Origin of the sequence: Burkholderia sp. AU27893 (genome assembly GCF_002223205.1) — a bacterium.
Classification (GTDB): Bacteria; Pseudomonadota; Gammaproteobacteria; order Burkholderiales; family Burkholderiaceae; genus Burkholderia.
The window spans coordinates 2,395,093-2,410,953 of record NZ_NKFD01000001.1 but is presented as its reverse complement, the minus strand read 5'-3'; the positions used below and the strand labels follow the sequence as shown (position 1 = coordinate 2,410,953).

The 15,861-nt window shown below is 67.6% G+C and carries 8 protein-coding genes and 2 tRNA genes; 6 read left to right on the top strand and 4 right to left on the bottom strand.

The annotated features are described in order from the left end of the window. The first annotated feature begins 131 nt into the window (after window positions 1-131). The 4 genes from lon to CFB47_RS11350 all read left to right on the top strand — a co-directional run bounded on the left by lon (window position 132) and on the right by CFB47_RS11350 (window position 5,303). A complete protein-coding gene (gene lon / locus CFB47_RS11365) occupies window positions 132-2,555 on the top strand; it encodes an endopeptidase La (protein ID WP_011352361.1) in 2,424 nt (807 codons plus the stop codon). Between the two features lie 204 nt (window positions 2,556-2,759). After that, window positions 2,760-2,835, top strand: a tRNA-Val gene (locus tag CFB47_RS11360). Between the two features lie 23 nt (window positions 2,836-2,858). Next, window positions 2,859-2,935: transfer RNA gene (locus CFB47_RS11355), tRNA-Asp, on the top strand. A gap of 433 nt (window positions 2,936-3,368) precedes the next feature. Beyond that, a complete protein-coding gene (locus tag CFB47_RS11350; protein WP_089461193.1) occupies window positions 3,369-5,303 on the top strand; it encodes a SurA N-terminal domain-containing protein in 1,935 nt (644 codons plus the stop codon). Between the two features lie 70 nt (window positions 5,304-5,373). On the opposite strand, the gene CFB47_RS11345 is transcribed toward CFB47_RS11350, so the two are convergent. Further along, window positions 5,374-6,048: an arylesterase gene (locus CFB47_RS11345; RefSeq protein ID WP_089440299.1), complete on the bottom strand. Its 675-nt coding sequence runs from the start codon at window positions 6,046-6,048 to the stop codon at window positions 5,374-5,376. Here CFB47_RS11345 and CFB47_RS11340 point away from each other — a divergent pair. Further along, window positions 6,047-6,760 carry an ABC transporter ATP-binding protein gene (locus CFB47_RS11340; protein WP_089456377.1) on the top strand — a complete coding sequence of 238 codons (714 nt, stop codon included), beginning with the start codon at window positions 6,047-6,049 and terminating at the stop codon, window positions 6,758-6,760. The two genes, CFB47_RS11345 and CFB47_RS11340, sit on opposite strands and share 2 nt — an antisense overlap. 70 nt (window positions 6,761-6,830) lie before the next feature. Here the strand turns inward: CFB47_RS11340 and pgi are convergent, their stop codons facing one another. The 3 genes from pgi to CFB47_RS11325 all read right to left on the bottom strand — a co-directional run bounded on the left by pgi (window position 6,831) and on the right by CFB47_RS11325 (window position 11,463). Then, window positions 6,831-8,453 (bottom strand): glucose-6-phosphate isomerase, encoded by a 1,623-nt coding sequence (pgi, locus tag CFB47_RS11335; RefSeq protein WP_089461192.1) that lies wholly within the window; start codon window positions 8,451-8,453, stop codon window positions 6,831-6,833. A 111-nt stretch (window positions 8,454-8,564) separates the two neighbouring features. Further along, window positions 8,565-10,109 (bottom strand): NAD(P)H-hydrate dehydratase, encoded by a 1,545-nt coding sequence (locus tag CFB47_RS11330; protein WP_089461191.1) that lies wholly within the window; start codon window positions 10,107-10,109, stop codon window positions 8,565-8,567. Window positions 10,110-10,161: 52 nt separating this feature from the next. Beyond that, complete coding sequence (locus tag CFB47_RS11325; RefSeq protein ID WP_089461190.1) at window positions 10,162-11,463, bottom strand: FAD-dependent oxidoreductase; 1,302 nt, start codon at window positions 11,461-11,463, stop codon at window positions 10,162-10,164. A 331-nt stretch (window positions 11,464-11,794) separates the two neighbouring features. Here CFB47_RS11325 and purL point away from each other — a divergent pair, with 331 nt between their 5' ends. Beyond that, window positions 11,795-15,859: a phosphoribosylformylglycinamidine synthase gene (gene purL / locus CFB47_RS11320; protein WP_089461189.1), complete on the top strand. Its 4,065-nt coding sequence runs from the start codon at window positions 11,795-11,797 to the stop codon at window positions 15,857-15,859. The last annotated feature ends 2 nt before the right edge of the window (window positions 15,860-15,861 follow it).

The following is a 15,861-nucleotide window of genomic DNA, read 5'->3' as shown; positions in this document are numbered from 1 at the left end:
ATCTTGTGGGTAACTCTGACTCGACACGCGGTGGTTACTTTCTTACCGAATATTTCCCGCACTTGAAGGCTTGCAATTCGTTGTGGCGGCCTCAATTACCGAACAATTGATTCCACTCATGGGGAAATGAAATGTCAGGCACCCAACTTCTCCCGCCGGAACGCATCACGCTCCCGCTGCTGCCGCTGCGGGATGTCGTCGTTTTCCCGCACATGGTGATTCCGCTCTTCGTGGGCCGGCCGAAATCGATCAAGGCCCTCGAAGCAGCGATGGAAGGCGGCAAGCACATCATGCTCGTCGCCCAGAAAACCGCGGCCAAGGACGAACCGACCGAAAAGGACATGTACGAGGTCGGTTGTATCGCCAACATCCTGCAGATGCTGAAGCTGCCGGACGGCACCGTGAAGGTGCTCGTCGAGGGCCTGCAGCGCGCGAAGGCGTTGTCGATCGAAGAGCAGGAAACGCAATTCTCCTGCGAAGTGATGCCGCTCGAGCCCGATCACGCCGACAGCGCTGAAACGGAAGCGCTGCGCCGCGCGATCGTGTCGCAGTTCGACCAGTACGTGAAGCTGAACAAGAAGATCCCGCCGGAGATCCTCACGTCGCTGTCGGGCATCGACGAAGCAGGCCGCCTCGCCGACATGATCGCCGAGCGCCTGCCGCTGAAGCTCGACCAGAAGCAGCACATCCTCGAGATGTTCCCGGTCATCGAGCGCCTCGAGCACCTGCTCGCGCAGCTCGAAGCCGAGATCGACATCCTGCAGGTCGAAAAGCGCATCCGCGGGCGCGTGAAGCGCCAGATGGAAAAGAGCCAGCGCGAGTACTACCTGAACGAACAGGTCAAGGCGATCCAGAAGGAACTGGGCGAAGGCGAAGAGGGCGCGGATCTCGAGGAACTCGAGAAGCGCATCAACGCCGCGCGCATGCCGAAGGAAGCGAAGAAGAAGGCCGACGCCGAGCTGAAGAAGCTGAAGCTGATGTCGCCGATGTCGGCGGAAGCCACCGTCGTGCGCAACTACATCGACACGCTGATCGGCCTGCCGTGGCGCAAGAAGAGCAAGGTCAACAACGACCTGTCGAACGCCGAGCAGGTGCTCGACGAGGATCACTTCGGCCTCGAGAAGGTGAAGGAACGTATCCTCGAGTATCTCGCGGTCCAACAGCGCGTCGACAAGGTGAAGGCGCCGATCCTGTGCCTCGTCGGGCCTCCGGGCGTCGGCAAGACCTCGCTCGGCCAGTCGATCGCCCGCGCGACGAACCGCAAGTTCGTCCGGATGGCGCTCGGCGGCGTGCGTGACGAAGCCGAGATCCGTGGCCACCGCCGTACGTACATCGGTTCGATGCCGGGCAAGATCCTGCAGAGCCTCACGAAGGTCGGCGTGCGCAATCCGCTCTTCCTGCTCGACGAAGTCGACAAGATGGGCATGGATTTCCGCGGCGATCCGTCGTCGGCGCTGCTCGAAGTGCTCGATCCGGAACAGAACCACACGTTCGCCGACCACTACATCGAAGTCGACTTCGACCTGTCGGACGTGATGTTCGTCGCGACGTCGAACTCGCTGAACATCCCGCCGCCGCTGCTCGACCGGATGGAAGTGATCCGCCTGTCGGGTTACACGGAAGACGAGAAGGTCAGCATCGCCCAGCGTTACCTGCTGCCGAAGCAGAAGAAGAACAATGGGCTGAAGGAAGGCGAGATCGAGGTCACCGAACAGGCGATCCGCGACATCATCCGCTACTACACGCGTGAAGCCGGTGTGCGTTCGCTCGAGCGGGAAGTGTCGAAGATCTGCCGCAAGGTCGTGAAGATGCTGCTGCTGAAGAAGGCATCGGGCGCGATCAAGGTCGACGGCGAAAACCTCGATACGTTCCTCGGCGTACGCAAGTACGACTTCGGCCTCGCGGCGAAGGAAAACCAGGTCGGTCAGGTGACGGGCCTCGCGTGGACGGAAGTCGGCGGCGATCTGCTGACGATCGAAGCTGCGGTGATGCCGGGCAAGGGCAACGTGATCCGTACGGGTTCGCTCGGCGACGTGATGAAGGAGTCGGTCGAGGCGGCACGTTCGGTCGTGCGCTCGCGCTCGCGTCGTCTCGGCATCAAGGACGAAGCGTTCGAGAAGCAGGACATCCACATCCACGTGCCGGAAGGCGCGACGCCGAAGGACGGTCCGTCCGCAGGCGGTGCGATGACGACCGCGCTGGTGTCGGTGCTGACGGGTATCCCCGTGCGTGCCGATGTCGCGATGACGGGCGAAATCACGCTGCGTGGTGAAGTCCTGCCGATCGGTGGCCTGAAGGAGAAGCTGCTCGCCGCGCATCGCGGTGGCATCAAGCTCGTGCTGATCCCGGAAGAGAACGTGAAGGATCTCGCCGAGATTCCGGACAACGTGAAGAACGCGATCGAGATCGTGCCGGTCCGCTGGATCGACAAGGTGCTGGAACTCGCGCTCGAGCGTTCGCCGACCCCGCTGCCGCCGGAAGAAGAGGCGAAGGCGGCGGCACCGGTCGCCGATGCGGCGAAGGATGCCGGCTCGACGGAATTCGTCAAGCACTAAGCATCGGGACATCGTCGCTCCTGACGGTTGTTCACGAAACCCGCGGCATGGCCGCGGGTTTTTTTATGCGTCGCCGAATCGTGTGGTCGAACGTTTAAAAAACTCGCGTCAGGGCTTTGCAAAATGATCGGGGATGAATTAAACTTGCGGGCTCGCTGGTTGTTGATGCCGAAACGCAGATCGCAGCCAGAACGAATCGGAAACGGGTGCTTAGCTCAGCTGGTAGAGCGGCGCCCTTACAAGGCGTAGGTCGGGGGTTCGAACCCCTCAGCACCCACCAGTTTCCTGATTCAGCCAGACCAAGGAGCGGTAGTTCAGTCGGTTAGAATACCGGCCTGTCACGCCGGGGGTCGCGGGTTCGAGTCCCGTCCGCTCCGCCAGAAAATGAAGAAGCCCGCCTTGTGCGGGCTTTTTCATTTGCGTTTCCGGTTGCGCCCGCTGGCGGGCGCGAGACTGCGGAGCGGAGGAAGCCGCCTGCGCGGCTTCCGGCGGGACTCGAAGGGATGCGCGTGCACGCGCATCCGCGGCCTGCAGGATGTAGGCGAGTCCCGTCCGCTCCGCCAGAAAATGAAGAAGCCCGCCTTGTGCGGGCTTTTTCATTTGCGTTTAGCGGCGCCTGCAAGCGCAGCCGCGGCCTGCAGCATGTGGGCTCCCGTCCGCTCCGCCAAACGAACCAAAGTGCCCGCCGCGTGCGGGCATTTTGTTTTGTGCGCCTGTTTGCCGCGCCGTAGTCGCCCACGCGACGCCTGCTTTTCTCCCGTCCCACTCCGTATGTTGTAATATCGGTCGTTTTGTCCAATTTTCCCGTCACGCATGCTCGATTTCTTCCGTAATCACCAGCGCCTGATGATGGCGCTCCTGCTCCTGATCGTGTTGCCGGGGCTGGGTTTCGTCGGGATCCAAGGCTTCCGCGGCTTCTTCGACGACAGCGCGAACGTCGCGGCAGTCAACGGGCACAAGATCACGCGGGTCGAATTCGACGGCGCGTTCCGTCAGCAGATCGACCAGGCGCGTCAGGCGCTCGGCGGGCAGTTCGACATCAAGATGTTCGATACGCCCGAGCACCGCAAGCAGGTGCTCGACGGCCTGATCCAGCAACGCGTGCTGGCCGACGAGACCCAACGTCTGCACCTGACCGCATCCGACAACGCCGTGCGCGACGCGCTGATGAGCGACCCGATGATTGCGTCGCTGAAGAAGCCCGACGGTTCGATCGATGTCGAGCGCTATGCGCAACTGCTGTCGTTCCAGGGGATGACGCCCGAGCAGTACCAGGAGCGCGTGCGCTACAGCCTCGCGCTGCAACAGATTCCGGCCAGCATCGTGTCGAGCGCATTCACGCCGAAGAGCCTCGCGCAACGTCTGTCCGAACTCGCCGCGCAGCAGCGCGAAGTGCAGGCGCTCGTGCTGAAGACGAGCGACTTCGCCGCGAAGGTTCAACCGACCGATGCGCAGCTCGCCGCGTACTATGACGCGCACAAGCAGAGCTTCGCGACGCCGGAGACCGCGACGATCCAGTACCTCGTCTATTCGCCCGCCGCAGCGGCCGCAGGCGCGCAGCCGACCGAGGCGGACATCAAGAAGTTCTATGACGACAACCCGACGCACTTCCGCACCGAAGCACAGGTGCGCGTGAGCCACATCTTCATCGCCGCGCCGGGCAACGCAAGCGCGGCCGACAAGGCTGCGGCGAAGACGAAGGCCGAGCAGCTGCTGGCCGACGTGAAGGCGCATCCGGACCAGTTCGCGCAGATCGCGCAGAAGAGCTCGCAGGACGCACCGTCGGCCGCGAAGGGCGGCGACCTCGGCTTCATCACGCGTGGCTCGACGGCAGGCGGCAAGGCGTTCGACGATGCCGCGTTCGCGCTCAAGCAGGGCGACGTGAGCGGTGTCGTGCAGTCGGATCTGGGCTTCCACATCCTGAAGGCAACGGAAGTGAAGCCGGCCGCCGTCAAGCCGTTCGCCGACGTGAAGGACCAGATCGCAGTCGAGCTCAAGCAGCAGTACGCATCGAAGGCGTTCACGGACAACGCGGAAGGCTTCACGTCTACCGTCTATGAAAAGGCCAAGACGCTGCAGCCGGCCGCGGACAAGTACAAGCTGACGATCCAGACGGCCACCGTCACGCCGACGCCGAATCCGCAGCTGCCGCCGACGAGCCCGCTGAACAATCCGAAGTTCCTGGCCGCGGTGTTCGCCAACGACTCGGTGAAGAGCCAGAACAACACGCAGGCGATCGACGTCGGCAACAACACGCTGATCTCGGCGCGCGTGACCGACTACAAGCCGGCCGCCGTGCCCGCGCTCGACGCGATCAAGGACGTCGTGCGCCAGAAGGTCGTGGCCGAACAGGCTGCGGAGCTCGCGAAGAAGGACGGCGCGGCGAAGCTTGCCGAACTGCAGAAGTCGAAGTCGGTCGACGGGTTCGCGGCCGCGCAGAAGGTGTCGCGCACGCAGTCGCAGGGCCTGACGCCGGCTGCACTGAGCGCCGTGTACAAGGTCGATGCGAAGACGCTGCCGGCGTACGTCGGTGTCGATCTCGGCGCGGACGGCTACGCGATCTACCGCGTGAACGCGGTGATCCCGGGGTCGGCGGTCGATCCGCAGCAACTGGCCGCCGCGCAGCAGCAGATGGCGCAGGTCGACGCGCAGAGCGAAGGCGAAGCGTATCTCGCCGCACTGCGTGACCGCTCGAAGGTGAAGCTGTACGGCTCGACGGCCAGCCAGTCGCAGGACGGCGACAACTGAGCGTCGTTTCGCACGCAACAAAAAGCCCCGCTTCATGCGGGGCTTTTTGTTTTCCGGCGGGGCGGCAGCGTCAGCCGCGCGGCTTGCCGAGCAGCGGCTTCAGCGCAGGCCAGACGTTGTCGAGCAGAATGCCTTGCGCCTGCTGCGCGGGATGCATCTGGTCGGCCTGGAACAACTCCGGCTTGTTCTCGATGCCGGCCAGCAGGAACGGCACGAGCGGCACGCCGAGATCCTTCGACAGCCGCGTATAGACGGCGTGGAACTTCTGCGTATAGTCGGGGCCGTAATTGGGTGGCACATACATGCCGACCAGCACGACCTTCGCCCGCGCCTGTCGCGCGCCGGCGATGATGTCGCGCAGGTTCTGCTCGGTCGTCGCGAGCGGCACGCCGCGCAGCGCATCATTCGACCCGAGCTCGACGACGACGATCGACGGCTTGAGCCGTTGCAGCACCGCGGGCAGCCGCGCGCGGCCGCCGCTCGTGGTGTCGCCGCTGACGCTGGCGTTCGCGACGCTATAATCGATTCGCTCGGTCGCGAGCCGTTGCCGCAGCAATGCCACCCAGCCGGTGTCGCGCGGTAGCCCGTATTCGGCCGACAGGCTGTCGCCGAGCACGACGATCACGGGCTGGCCTGATGTCGCCGCCGGCGTCGTTGCGGCGCGCGCCGGCACGGTGGCAGCGAGCAGGGTGCCCAGCAGCGCGGCGACCGCCGCGCGTCTTTTCCAGCGAAATGTCGTGTCCATGTTCAAGATTACCGATCCGATCATCGAAGTCCATGACGTATGCAAGCGGGTCGCCGATGCAACGGGCGAGCTGACGATCCTCGACGGCATCACGCTTGCCGTGCAGCCGGGCAGCAGCCTCGCGATCGTCGGCGCGTCGGGGTCGGGCAAATCCACGCTGCTCGGCCTGCTTGCCGGGTTGGACAGCGCGACGAGCGGCACGGTTCGCCTGCTCGGTCGCGCGCTCGACCAGCTCGACGAGGATGCGCGCGCGGCGCTGCGCAACGGCGCAGTCGGCTTCGTGTTCCAGTCGTTCCAGTTGATGCCGCACCTGACGGCGCTCGAAAACGTGATGCTGCCGCTCGAGCTGCAGGGCGGCATCAGCGCGCGTGAGGCAGCCGATCGTGCCCGGGCGCTGCTCGTGCAGGTCGGTCTCGGTGAGCGCACCGCGCATTATCCGAAGCTGTTGTCCGGGGGCGAGCAGCAGCGCGTCGCGCTTGCACGCGCATTCGTCACGCGCCCGGCGATTCTGTTCGCCGACGAGCCGACCGGCAGCCTCGATGCGGCCACCGGGCATGCCGTTATCGACCTGATGTTCGAACTGAACCGCACGCACGGTGCCACGCTCGTGCTCGTCACGCACGATGTCGAACTCGCGCGCCGCTGTGCGACGACCGTGACGATCGACGCCGGACGCATCGTCGAGCCGCACGCGGAGCAGCGCGGCACCTGAATGGAGCGGCCGGCCGCGCAAGCAGGGCTGCGCGGCCGGCATCGGCATGGTGCCGCGATACCTCAGCGCGTCAGCGCTTCAGCGCCGCGCGGGCGCGCTCGATCAGCGCGGTGGTCGACGAGTCATGCTTGGCCGGATCGACCGACTCGGCCGTCAGGTCGGCTTCCACCACCTTGCCGAGAATCTTGCCGAGCTCGACGCCCCACTGGTCGAACGGATTGATGTCCCACACCGTGGCCTGCACGAGCACCTTGTGTTCATACAGCGCAATCAGCGCGCCGAGCGTGCGCGGCGTCAGCGCATCGACGAGCAGCGTCGTCGTCGGGCGGTTGCCGGGGAACGTGAGGTGCGGCGCGAGCGCTTCCTTGCCCGGGCCCGCCACCTTGCGCGCTTCGTCGAGCGTGCGGCCGAGCATCAGCGCCTCGCTCTGCGCAAAGCAGTTCGCCAGCAGCTTCGGATGATGGCTCGCGAGCGGATGCTCGGGCGTCAGCACCGCGATGAAGTCGATCGGCACGATCGTCGGCCCCTGGTGCAGCATCTGGAAGAACGCGTGCTGGCCGTTGGTGCCCGGCTCGCCCCACGTGACGGCGGAGGTCGGGTAGTCGACGAAGGTGCCGTCCAGGCGCGCGGATTTGCCGTTGCTCTCCATTTCGAGCTGCTGCAGGTACGACGGCAGGTAGTGCAGCGCTTCCGAATACGGTGCGACGAGATAGCTCTGCGAACCGAAGAAATTCCGGTACCAGATGCCGATCAGGCCGAGCAGCACGGGCAAGTTGCGCTCGAGCGGCGCTTCGCGGAAATGACGGTCCATGTCGTTCGCGCCGGCCAGCAGCTCGTCGAACTGCTCGGGGCCGATCGCGATCATGATCGACAGGCCGACTGCCGACCACAGCGAATAGCGGCCGCCGACCCAGTCCCACATTTCGAACACGTTGTCCGCGGCGATGCCGAACTTCACGACTTCGGCCGGGTTTGCCGACACGCCGACGAAGTGCTTCGCGAGCGCGTCCTCGGGGCAGCCGCGCGCGACGAACCAGTCGCGCAGCGAGCGTGCGTTCGTCATCGTCTCGAGCGTCGTGAACGTCTTCGACACGATGATCGCGAGCGTTTCTTCCGGGTCGACCTGCTCGAGCACGCGCGCGAGATCGGCGCCGTCGACGTTCGACACGAAGTGCGTGGAGATTTCAGGCGTCGCGACGTGATGCAGCGCATGCACGACCATCTTCGGCCCGAGATCGGAGCCGCCGATGCCGATGTTGATCACGTGGCGGATGCGCTTGCCGGTGTAGCCCGTCCACGTGCCGCTGCGCACGGCGCGCGCGAAGGTCGCCATCTTCGCGCGCTCGGCGCTGATCTGTGCGTGGAACGGCGCTTGCGGATCGGTCGCGCGCAGTGCGGTGTGCAGCGCGGCACGGCCTTCGGTCGGGTTGACGATCTCGCCCGCGAACATCGCGTCGCGGCGTGCTTCGACGCCCGCGTCGCGCGCGAGCTGGACGAGCAGGCGCAGCGTCTCGTCATTGATGCGGTTCTTCGAGAAATCGGCCGCGAGGCCGCCGCCTGCGAGCGTGAAGCGTTCGGCACGCGTCGGCGCGTGGTCGTTTTCCGGCGCGAACCAGTCGCGCAGGCGAGCATGGCGGATTTGCTCGAAGTGGGATTGAAGGGCAGTCCAGGCGGGGAGCGAATTCAGCGTCATGGCGGTTCGAGTGAAGCGTGAATCGGGAGGAATGCCGCGCCGGCTCATCGGGATCGGAAGGCCGGCGGACGAGAGGGCCCGCCGTGCGGCGGGGCAGTCAGTATAGCGGCCTTATGTGTCGGCGCGCGGCGACGCATAAAAAAGGCGATTGATCAGCGTGCGCACCATCGGCGCGAGTTCGCCGGCCGTGAGTCCGGCCGGGCCGGTGCCGTGTGCGGTCAGCGTGTCGGCCGCGAGGCCGTGCAGGTAGACGCCCGCGAGCGCTGCCTCGTACGGTGCGACGCGCTGCGCGAGCAACGCGCCGATCAGTCCGCCGAGTACGTCGCCGGTGCCGCCCGTCGCGAGCGCCGCATTGCCGGTCGGATTGATCGTCACGCGGCCGTCGGGCGCCGCAATCACCGTGCCAGAGCCTTTCAGCACGACGTTCGCCACATAGCGAGCCGCGAGCGCCTGCGCGGCCGCCACGCGGTCGCGCTGGATGGTCGCCGTGTCGCTGCCGAGCAACCGGGCGGCTTCGAGCGGATGCGGCGTCAGCACGCACGGATTGCCGCGCGTACCGCGCGTGGCGACGGCGGTCGCGAGATCGGCATGTGTCGCGACGAGGTTCAGCGCATCGGCATCGAGCAGCGTCGCGGCATCGTGTGCGAGCAAGTCGCGCACGAGCGTCGCCGCCGCCTCGCGCGTACCCAGCCCGCAGCCGGCCGCGATGGTGGTCATCGCGCCGAGATCGAGGCCGTCGGCCGGATGCAGCATCAGTTCGGGGAACGGCGGGTCGTACGGCGGCGCACCGGCGCCGAGGAAGCCGACGTGCACCTTGCCGGCACCGGCGAACAGCGCGGCGCGGGCGGCCAGGATCGGCGCACCGCACATGCCCGTGTCGCCGCCGAGCACGGCGACACTCCCGAACGTGCCCTTGTGCGACGCGAATGCGCGCGCGGGCAGCGCGGCGGCGAACCGCGCGGGCGCGTTCAGCACGATGGCCGGCGCCGCGGGCGGCGCGACGTCGAGCGAGGCGATGTCGATCTCGCCGGCGAGATCGCGGCCTTCGCCCGTGTAGAGGCCCGGTTTCGCGGCGATGAAGGTGAGCGTATGGGTAGCGGCGACGGCGACGCCCGCGCCGACGATCTGGCCCGTATCGCTGTCGAGCCCGCTCGGTACATCGAGGGCGAGCACCTGGCCGCCGCTGCGCGTATGCGCGGCGATGCGCTGGGCCTGCTCGGCGAATGCGCCGTCGAGCGCGCGGCCGAGACCGATGCCGAACAGCCCGTCGACGACCCATGCAAAGCCGTCCAGCGAAGCAGGCGGTGTGGCGGACAGCGGTACGCCGGCTGCGCGCGCGAGGCCGAGCGCCCATTGCGCGTCGTCCGGTTTCACCGGCACCGGCATCCACGCTTGCGTGGCGACGCCGAGCTGCTGGAGGTGAGCGGCGGCAACCAGCGCGTCACCGCCGTTGTTCCCCGGGCCGACCGCGAACCACACGGGACGGTCGTCGCCGGCCATGCGCTCGGACAGCCAGTGCGCGGCCGCGGCGCCGGCGCGGCCCATCAGCGTATGCGGCGGCAGCGCCGCCGCCGCGTCGGTTTCTGCCGTGCGCAGGTCGGTGACGCGCAGCAGCGCGATCGGATCGGAATCGGGGAGCGGGCGGGTAACGGTCATCGCGGGTTCGTGGCGGCTGGCTAGGTGGCCGCCGGGAGCGGGCCCGCGGCGGTCAGGTCGTGAAGCGCCCGGCGCGTAGCGCGGCGAGCGTGTCGGCGGGCCAGTGCTGCACGTCGCCGCCCAGGTAGTCGGTCACCACTTTAGCAGACCCGCATGCGAGCCCCCAGCCGGCCGGGCCGTGTCCGAAATTGACGAACACGCGCGGATGCGGGGTCGGACCGACGACCGGCAGGCCGTCCGGCGACAGCAACTGCGTGCCTTGCCACGACAACGCGGCCGAGATCCGCGCGGCGCCGGGCACCCAGTCGTGGACGGCCTGGCCGAGCAGCGCGAGCGCGGCCTCGGACAGCGGCTCGGCGAGCGGCTTCGCGGTATCGGTCAGGCTCTGCAGCACGGCGCCGCCGCCGACGCGCAGGCGCTGGTGCGTGCGCGTGATCGAGATCCGCTTGATCGAATCGATGACGTTCAAGTGCGGCGCGTGTTCTTCGTACGCGACGGGTGCGGTGAGCGTATGGACGCGCACCGGGTGCAGCGGCAGACGCCAGCCGAGCCGGTCGAGCAGCGGCAGGCTGCCGGCGCCGGCGGCGACCACGATCGCATCGGCGGAAATCACGTCGACCTCGCGTGCGTTCGACGCGCGCCGGTCGCCGGGCGGGACGAGCTCGACCGCGGCACGGCCGGTGTCGACGCGGATCGCGGCGACTTCCGCGCCGAAGCGGAACTGCACGCCGTGCTCGTCGAGCGTCTGCTTGACCAGTTTCGCGAACAGCGGGCAATTGCCGGTGCGTTCGGTCTCGAGCAGCACGCCGCCGGCGAAGCCGGGTTCGGCCGGCACCGACGGTTCGAGCGTCGCGCATTCGTCGGCGGAGAGCAGGCGGTACGGCTGGTCGAGCGTGCGCAGCAGGTCGAGCGCCGGCTGCATCGCGTCCCAGTCGCGCGCATCGCGCACCACGTGCAGGATGCCGGGCTTCTGTTCGAATTCGAGTTCGAGGCGCGTCTCGATGTCGGCGAGCGTGTCGCGCGACGCATCGATCAGCGGGCGCAGCCGCGCGTACTGGGCGGCGAACGCGTCGGGTTCGCGCAGCGTGCCGAGCTGCTTGACGAAGCGGCGCACGCCGCCGTTGAAGCCCGGCTTGTAGACGATGCCGCTGTCGCGCGGCTGGCGCTGGCGCATGAAGGTCGGGCCGAACCAGACGTCGAGCGGGCTCGGCAGCAGCGCGCCGCCGTCGCCGTAGGTCGCACCCTGCGCGACGGTGGCGTGACGTTCGACCACGCACACGCGATGGCCGGCCGCGCGCAACTGGTAGGCGGTGGCGACGCCGCTGATTCCGCCGCCGATGACGATGACATCCATGGATTGCTTCGATGACGGGCGGCGCGCAGGCGCCGCCCGGTGAGAATTCGCTGAGGGCCCCGGCCCGGTGAACCCGGAATGATAGCGCCAAAATCGCGCGAACCGGCGCCGGGCGAGCACGGACCGTGCAGCCGCGCCACGGCCGCCGGCTGCCGCGCCCGCGCGGGACGGCCCGGCGGGCGGGCTGTGCGCGGCGCGCACCGTGGCACCGTTGCGGTGCATGCACGCTACCGATTGGCCGGTCTGGGGCGACCGACTTCCGGGTATAATTACGGCCTTCCTTTCGCCCCACGTCGCCACCTCGCGCGACTCATCGACGTCAGTCCAGCCCATGGCTCACTTCTCGTGTTTTCCCGGCGCTTCGGCCCTCTCCGATTTCCGTCAAACCCGTCTGCTCGACACGCTCAAGCAAATCGACGCCAACATCGTCGCGGTGCGCGGGCAGTTCCTGCACTTCGTCAATGCGGCCGAGCCGCTGTCGGCCGACGACAGCGCGCGCATCGACGCGCTGATGCACTACGGCGCGCCGTTCGAGCCGGCGACCGAGAAGGGCACCGCCGAGACCTTCGTCGTGCTGCCGCGCTTCGGCACCGTCTCGCCGTGGGCGAGCAAGGCGACCGACATCGCGCAGCACTGCGGCCTCACGCAGGTGCGCCGCATCGAGCGCGGCGTCGAATTCACGGTCACGCTGAAGTCGGGCCTGCTCGGCGGCAAGAAGGCGCTGTCGGACGACGCGCGCGCAGCCGTGGCAGCCGCGCTGCATGACCGGATGACCGAAAGCGTGGTCGCGGCACGCGACGACGCGAAGCACCTGTTCGACGAACTGCCGGCCAAGCCGCTCGCGCGCGTCGACGTGCTGGGCGTCGGCCGCGGCGCGCTCGAGCGCGCGAACGTCGAGCTGGGCCTCGCGCTCGCCGACGACGAGATCGACTACCTGGTCGACGCGTTCCGCAAGCTCGAACGCAACCCGACCGACGTGGAACTGATGATGTTCGCGCAGGCGAACAGCGAGCACTGCCGCCACAAGATCTTCAACGCGCAGTGGACGATCGACGGTGAACCGCAGGACATGTCGCTGTTCGCGATGATCCGCAACACCGAGAAGCTGAACCCGCAGGGCACGATCGTCGCGTATTCGGACAACTCGTCGATCATGGTCGGCGCTGAGGCCGAACGCTGGTTCCCGCGCAACGCAGGCGCGGCCGGCGAGCCGGGTGAACGCTATGGCCGCCACACCGAGCTCACGCACACGCTGATGAAGGTCGAGACGCACAACCACCCGACGGCGATCTCGCCGTTCCCGGGTGCGGCGACCGGCGCGGGCGGCGAGATCCGCGACGAAGGCGCGACGGGCCGCGGTGCGCGCCCGAAGGCCGGCCTCACGGGCTTCACCGTGTCGAACCTCGATCTGCCCGACGCACGCCAGTCGTGGGAAAACGCGCGCGACGCGGCCCAGCCCGTCGGCGAGCGCAACCCGAACGAGGCGCACGGCCCGTACGGCCGCCCCGACCGCATCGCGTCGCCGCTGCAGATCATGATCGACGGCCCGCTCGGCGGCGCCGCGTTCAACAACGAATTCGGCCGTCCGAACCTCGGCGGCTATTTCCGCGTGTACGAGCAGAACGTCGGCGGGAAGGTGCACGGCTATCACAAGCCGATCATGATCGCGGGCGGTCTCGGCAACATCGCCGACCAACATACGCACAAGCACGACGTGCCGGCCGGCTCGCTGCTGATCCAGATCGGCGGCCCGGGCATGCGCATCGGCATGGGCGGCGGCGCCGCGAGCTCGATGGCGACCGGTGCGAACACGGCCGAGCTCGACTTCGACTCGGTGCAGCGCGGCAACCCGGAAATCGAGCGTCGCGCGCAGGAAGTGATCAACGGCTGCTGGCAGCTCGGCGCGGAAAACCCGATCCTGAGCATCCACGACGTCGGCGCGGGCGGCCTGTCGAACGCGTTCCCCGAGATCGTCGACGGTGCGGGCAAGGGCGCGCGCTTCGAACTGCGCAAGGTCGCGCTCGAGGAGTCGGGCCTGTCGCCGCGCGAAATCTGGTCGAACGAGGCGCAGGAGCGCTACGTGCTGGCGATCGCGCCGGCCGACCTGCCGCGCTTCGAGGCGATTTGCGCCCGCGAGCGCTGTCCGTTCGCGGTGGTCGGTGTCGCGACCGACGAGCGCCAGCTGAAGCTCGTCGACGACGAAGCGACGGGCGCCGACGAATACCCGGTCGACATGCCGATGGAAGTGCTGCTCGGCAAGCCGCCGCGCATGCATCGCGACGTCACGCGCGTGACGACCGAGCGTGCGCCGGTCGACGTGACGGGCATCGCATTGTCGGCGGTCGCGGTCGACGTGCTGAAGCACCCGACGGTCGGCAGCAAGTCGTTCCTGATCACGATCGGCGACCGCTCGGTCGGCGGCACGTCGGTGCGTGACCAGATGGTCGGCCCGTGGCAAGTGCCGGTGGCCGACTGCGCGGTCACCGCGCTCGACTACGCGGGCTTCAAGGGCGAGGCGATGACGATGGCCGAGCGCACGCCGCTCGCCGTGATCAATGCACCGGCATCGGGCCGCATGGCGGTCGGCGAGGCGATCACGAACATCGCGAGCGCGCCGATCGCGTCGCTCGACAAGCTGAAGCTGTCGGCGAACTGGATGGCGGCATGCGGCACGGCCGGCGAGGACGCCGCGCTGTTCGACACGGTCAAGGCGATCGGCATGGAGCTGTGCCCGGCGCTCGGGATCGGCATCCCGGTCGGCAAGGATTCGCTGTCGATGAAGACGAAGTGGGACGAGCAGGGCGTCGCGAAGGAAGTGGTGTCGCCGGTGTCGCTGATCATCTCCGCGTTCGCGCCGGTCGAGGACGTGCGCCGTCACCTGACGCCGCAACTGCGCCGCATCGCCGACGCGGGCGACAGCGTGCTGATCGCGATCGATCTCGGCCGCGGCAAGAACCGGATGGGCGGCAGCATCTTCGCGCAGGTCACGCAGCAGGTCGGCGACACGACGCCGGACGTCGACGATGCGGAAGACCTGAAGCGCTTCTTCAACGCGATCCAGTCGCTCAATGCGCAAGACAAGCTGCTGGCATACCACGACCGCTCGGACGGCGGCCTGTGGGCGACGGTGTGCGAAATGGCGTTCGCGGGCCACGCGGGCGTGTCGCTGAACGTCGACATGCTGACGCTCGACCCGAATCACGAATCCGACTATGGCGACGCGAAGGACTGGGCGAAGCAGACGAGCGGCCGCCGCGAGGATCGCACGCTGCGCGCGCTGTTCTCCGAGGAACTCGGCGCTGTCGTGCAGGTGCGTGCGACCGATCGCGACGCGGTGCTCGGCGTGCTGCGCGAGTTCGGCCTGTCGGCGTGCTCGCACGTGATCGGCTCGGTCAACGATCGCGACGTGATCGAGGTGTACCGCGACGCGAAGAAGATCTTCGACGCACCGCGCACCGAACTCCATCGCGCATGGAGCGAAGTGAGCTGGCGCATCGCGCGCCTGCGCGACAACCCCGCGTGTGCGGATGCCGAATACGACGCACTGCTCGACGCGGCCGATCCGGGCATCTCGCCGGTGCTGAGTTTCGATCCGGCCGACGACATCGCCGCGCCGTTCATCGCGACGGGCGCACGGCCGCGCGTCGCGATCCTGCGCGAGCAGGGCGTGAACTCGCATCTGGAAACGGCCTACGCGTTCGACCGCGCGGGCTTCGATGCACACGACGTGCACATGAGCGACCTGCTCGCCGGCCGTGCCACGCTCGCCGATTTCGCGGGTGCGGTCGCATGCGGCGGCTTCTCGTACGGTGACGTACTGGGCGCGGGCGAAGGCTGGGCGAAGACGATCCGCTTCAACGCGAACCTCGCCGACATGTTCTCGGCCTTCTTCGCACGTCCCGACACGTTCGCGCTCGGCATCTGCAACGGCTGCCAGATGCTGTCGAGCCTCGCGTCGATGATCCCGGGCGCGGAGGCGTGGCCGAAGTTCACGCGCAACAAGTCCGAGCAGTTCGAGGCGCGCTTCTCGTTCGTCGAAGTGGAGAAGTCGCCGTCGATCTTCTTCGCGGGGATGGAAGGTTCGCGGATTCCGGTCGCGGTCGCGCACGGCGAAGGCTATGCGGACTTCTCGCAGCAGGGCGACATCGATCGCGTCGCGGTCGCGATGCGTTTCGTCGATCACCGCGGCGAAGCGACCGAGCGTTATCCGTTCAACCCGAACGGCTCGCCGGCCGGCATCACGTCGGTCACGACGGCCGACGGCCGCTTCTCGGTGCTGATGCCGCACATGGAGCGCGTGCATCGCACGGTCGCGATGAGCTGGCACCCGGAAAGCTGGGGTGAAGCGAGCCCGTGGATGCGCGTGTTCCGCAACGCGCGCCGCTGGATCGGCTGATC

What these genes read in the sequence shown, in the direction of transcription:
- lon (WP_011352361.1), top strand. Translation starts at nt 132, where the DNA reads ATGTCAGGCACCCAACTTCTCCCGCCGGAACGCATCACGCTCCCGCTG.
- CFB47_RS11350 (WP_089461193.1), top strand. Translation starts at nt 3,369, where the DNA reads ATGCTCGATTTCTTCCGTAATCACCAGCGCCTGATGATGGCGCTCCTG.
- CFB47_RS11340 (WP_089456377.1), top strand. Translation starts at nt 6,047, where the DNA reads ATGTTCAAGATTACCGATCCGATCATCGAAGTCCATGACGTATGCAAG.
- CFB47_RS11345 (WP_089440299.1), bottom strand. Translation starts at nt 6,048, where the DNA reads ATGGACACGACATTTCGCTGGAAAAGACGCGCGGCGGTCGCCGCGCTG.
- pgi (WP_089461192.1), bottom strand. Translation starts at nt 8,453, where the DNA reads ATGACGCTGAATTCGCTCCCCGCCTGGACTGCCCTTCAATCCCACTTC.
- CFB47_RS11330 (WP_089461191.1), bottom strand. Translation starts at nt 10,109, where the DNA reads ATGACCGTTACCCGCCCGCTCCCCGATTCCGATCCGATCGCGCTGCTG.
- CFB47_RS11325 (WP_089461190.1), bottom strand. Translation starts at nt 11,463, where the DNA reads ATGGATGTCATCGTCATCGGCGGCGGAATCAGCGGCGTCGCCACCGCC.
- purL (WP_089461189.1), top strand. Translation starts at nt 11,795, where the DNA reads ATGGCTCACTTCTCGTGTTTTCCCGGCGCTTCGGCCCTCTCCGATTTC.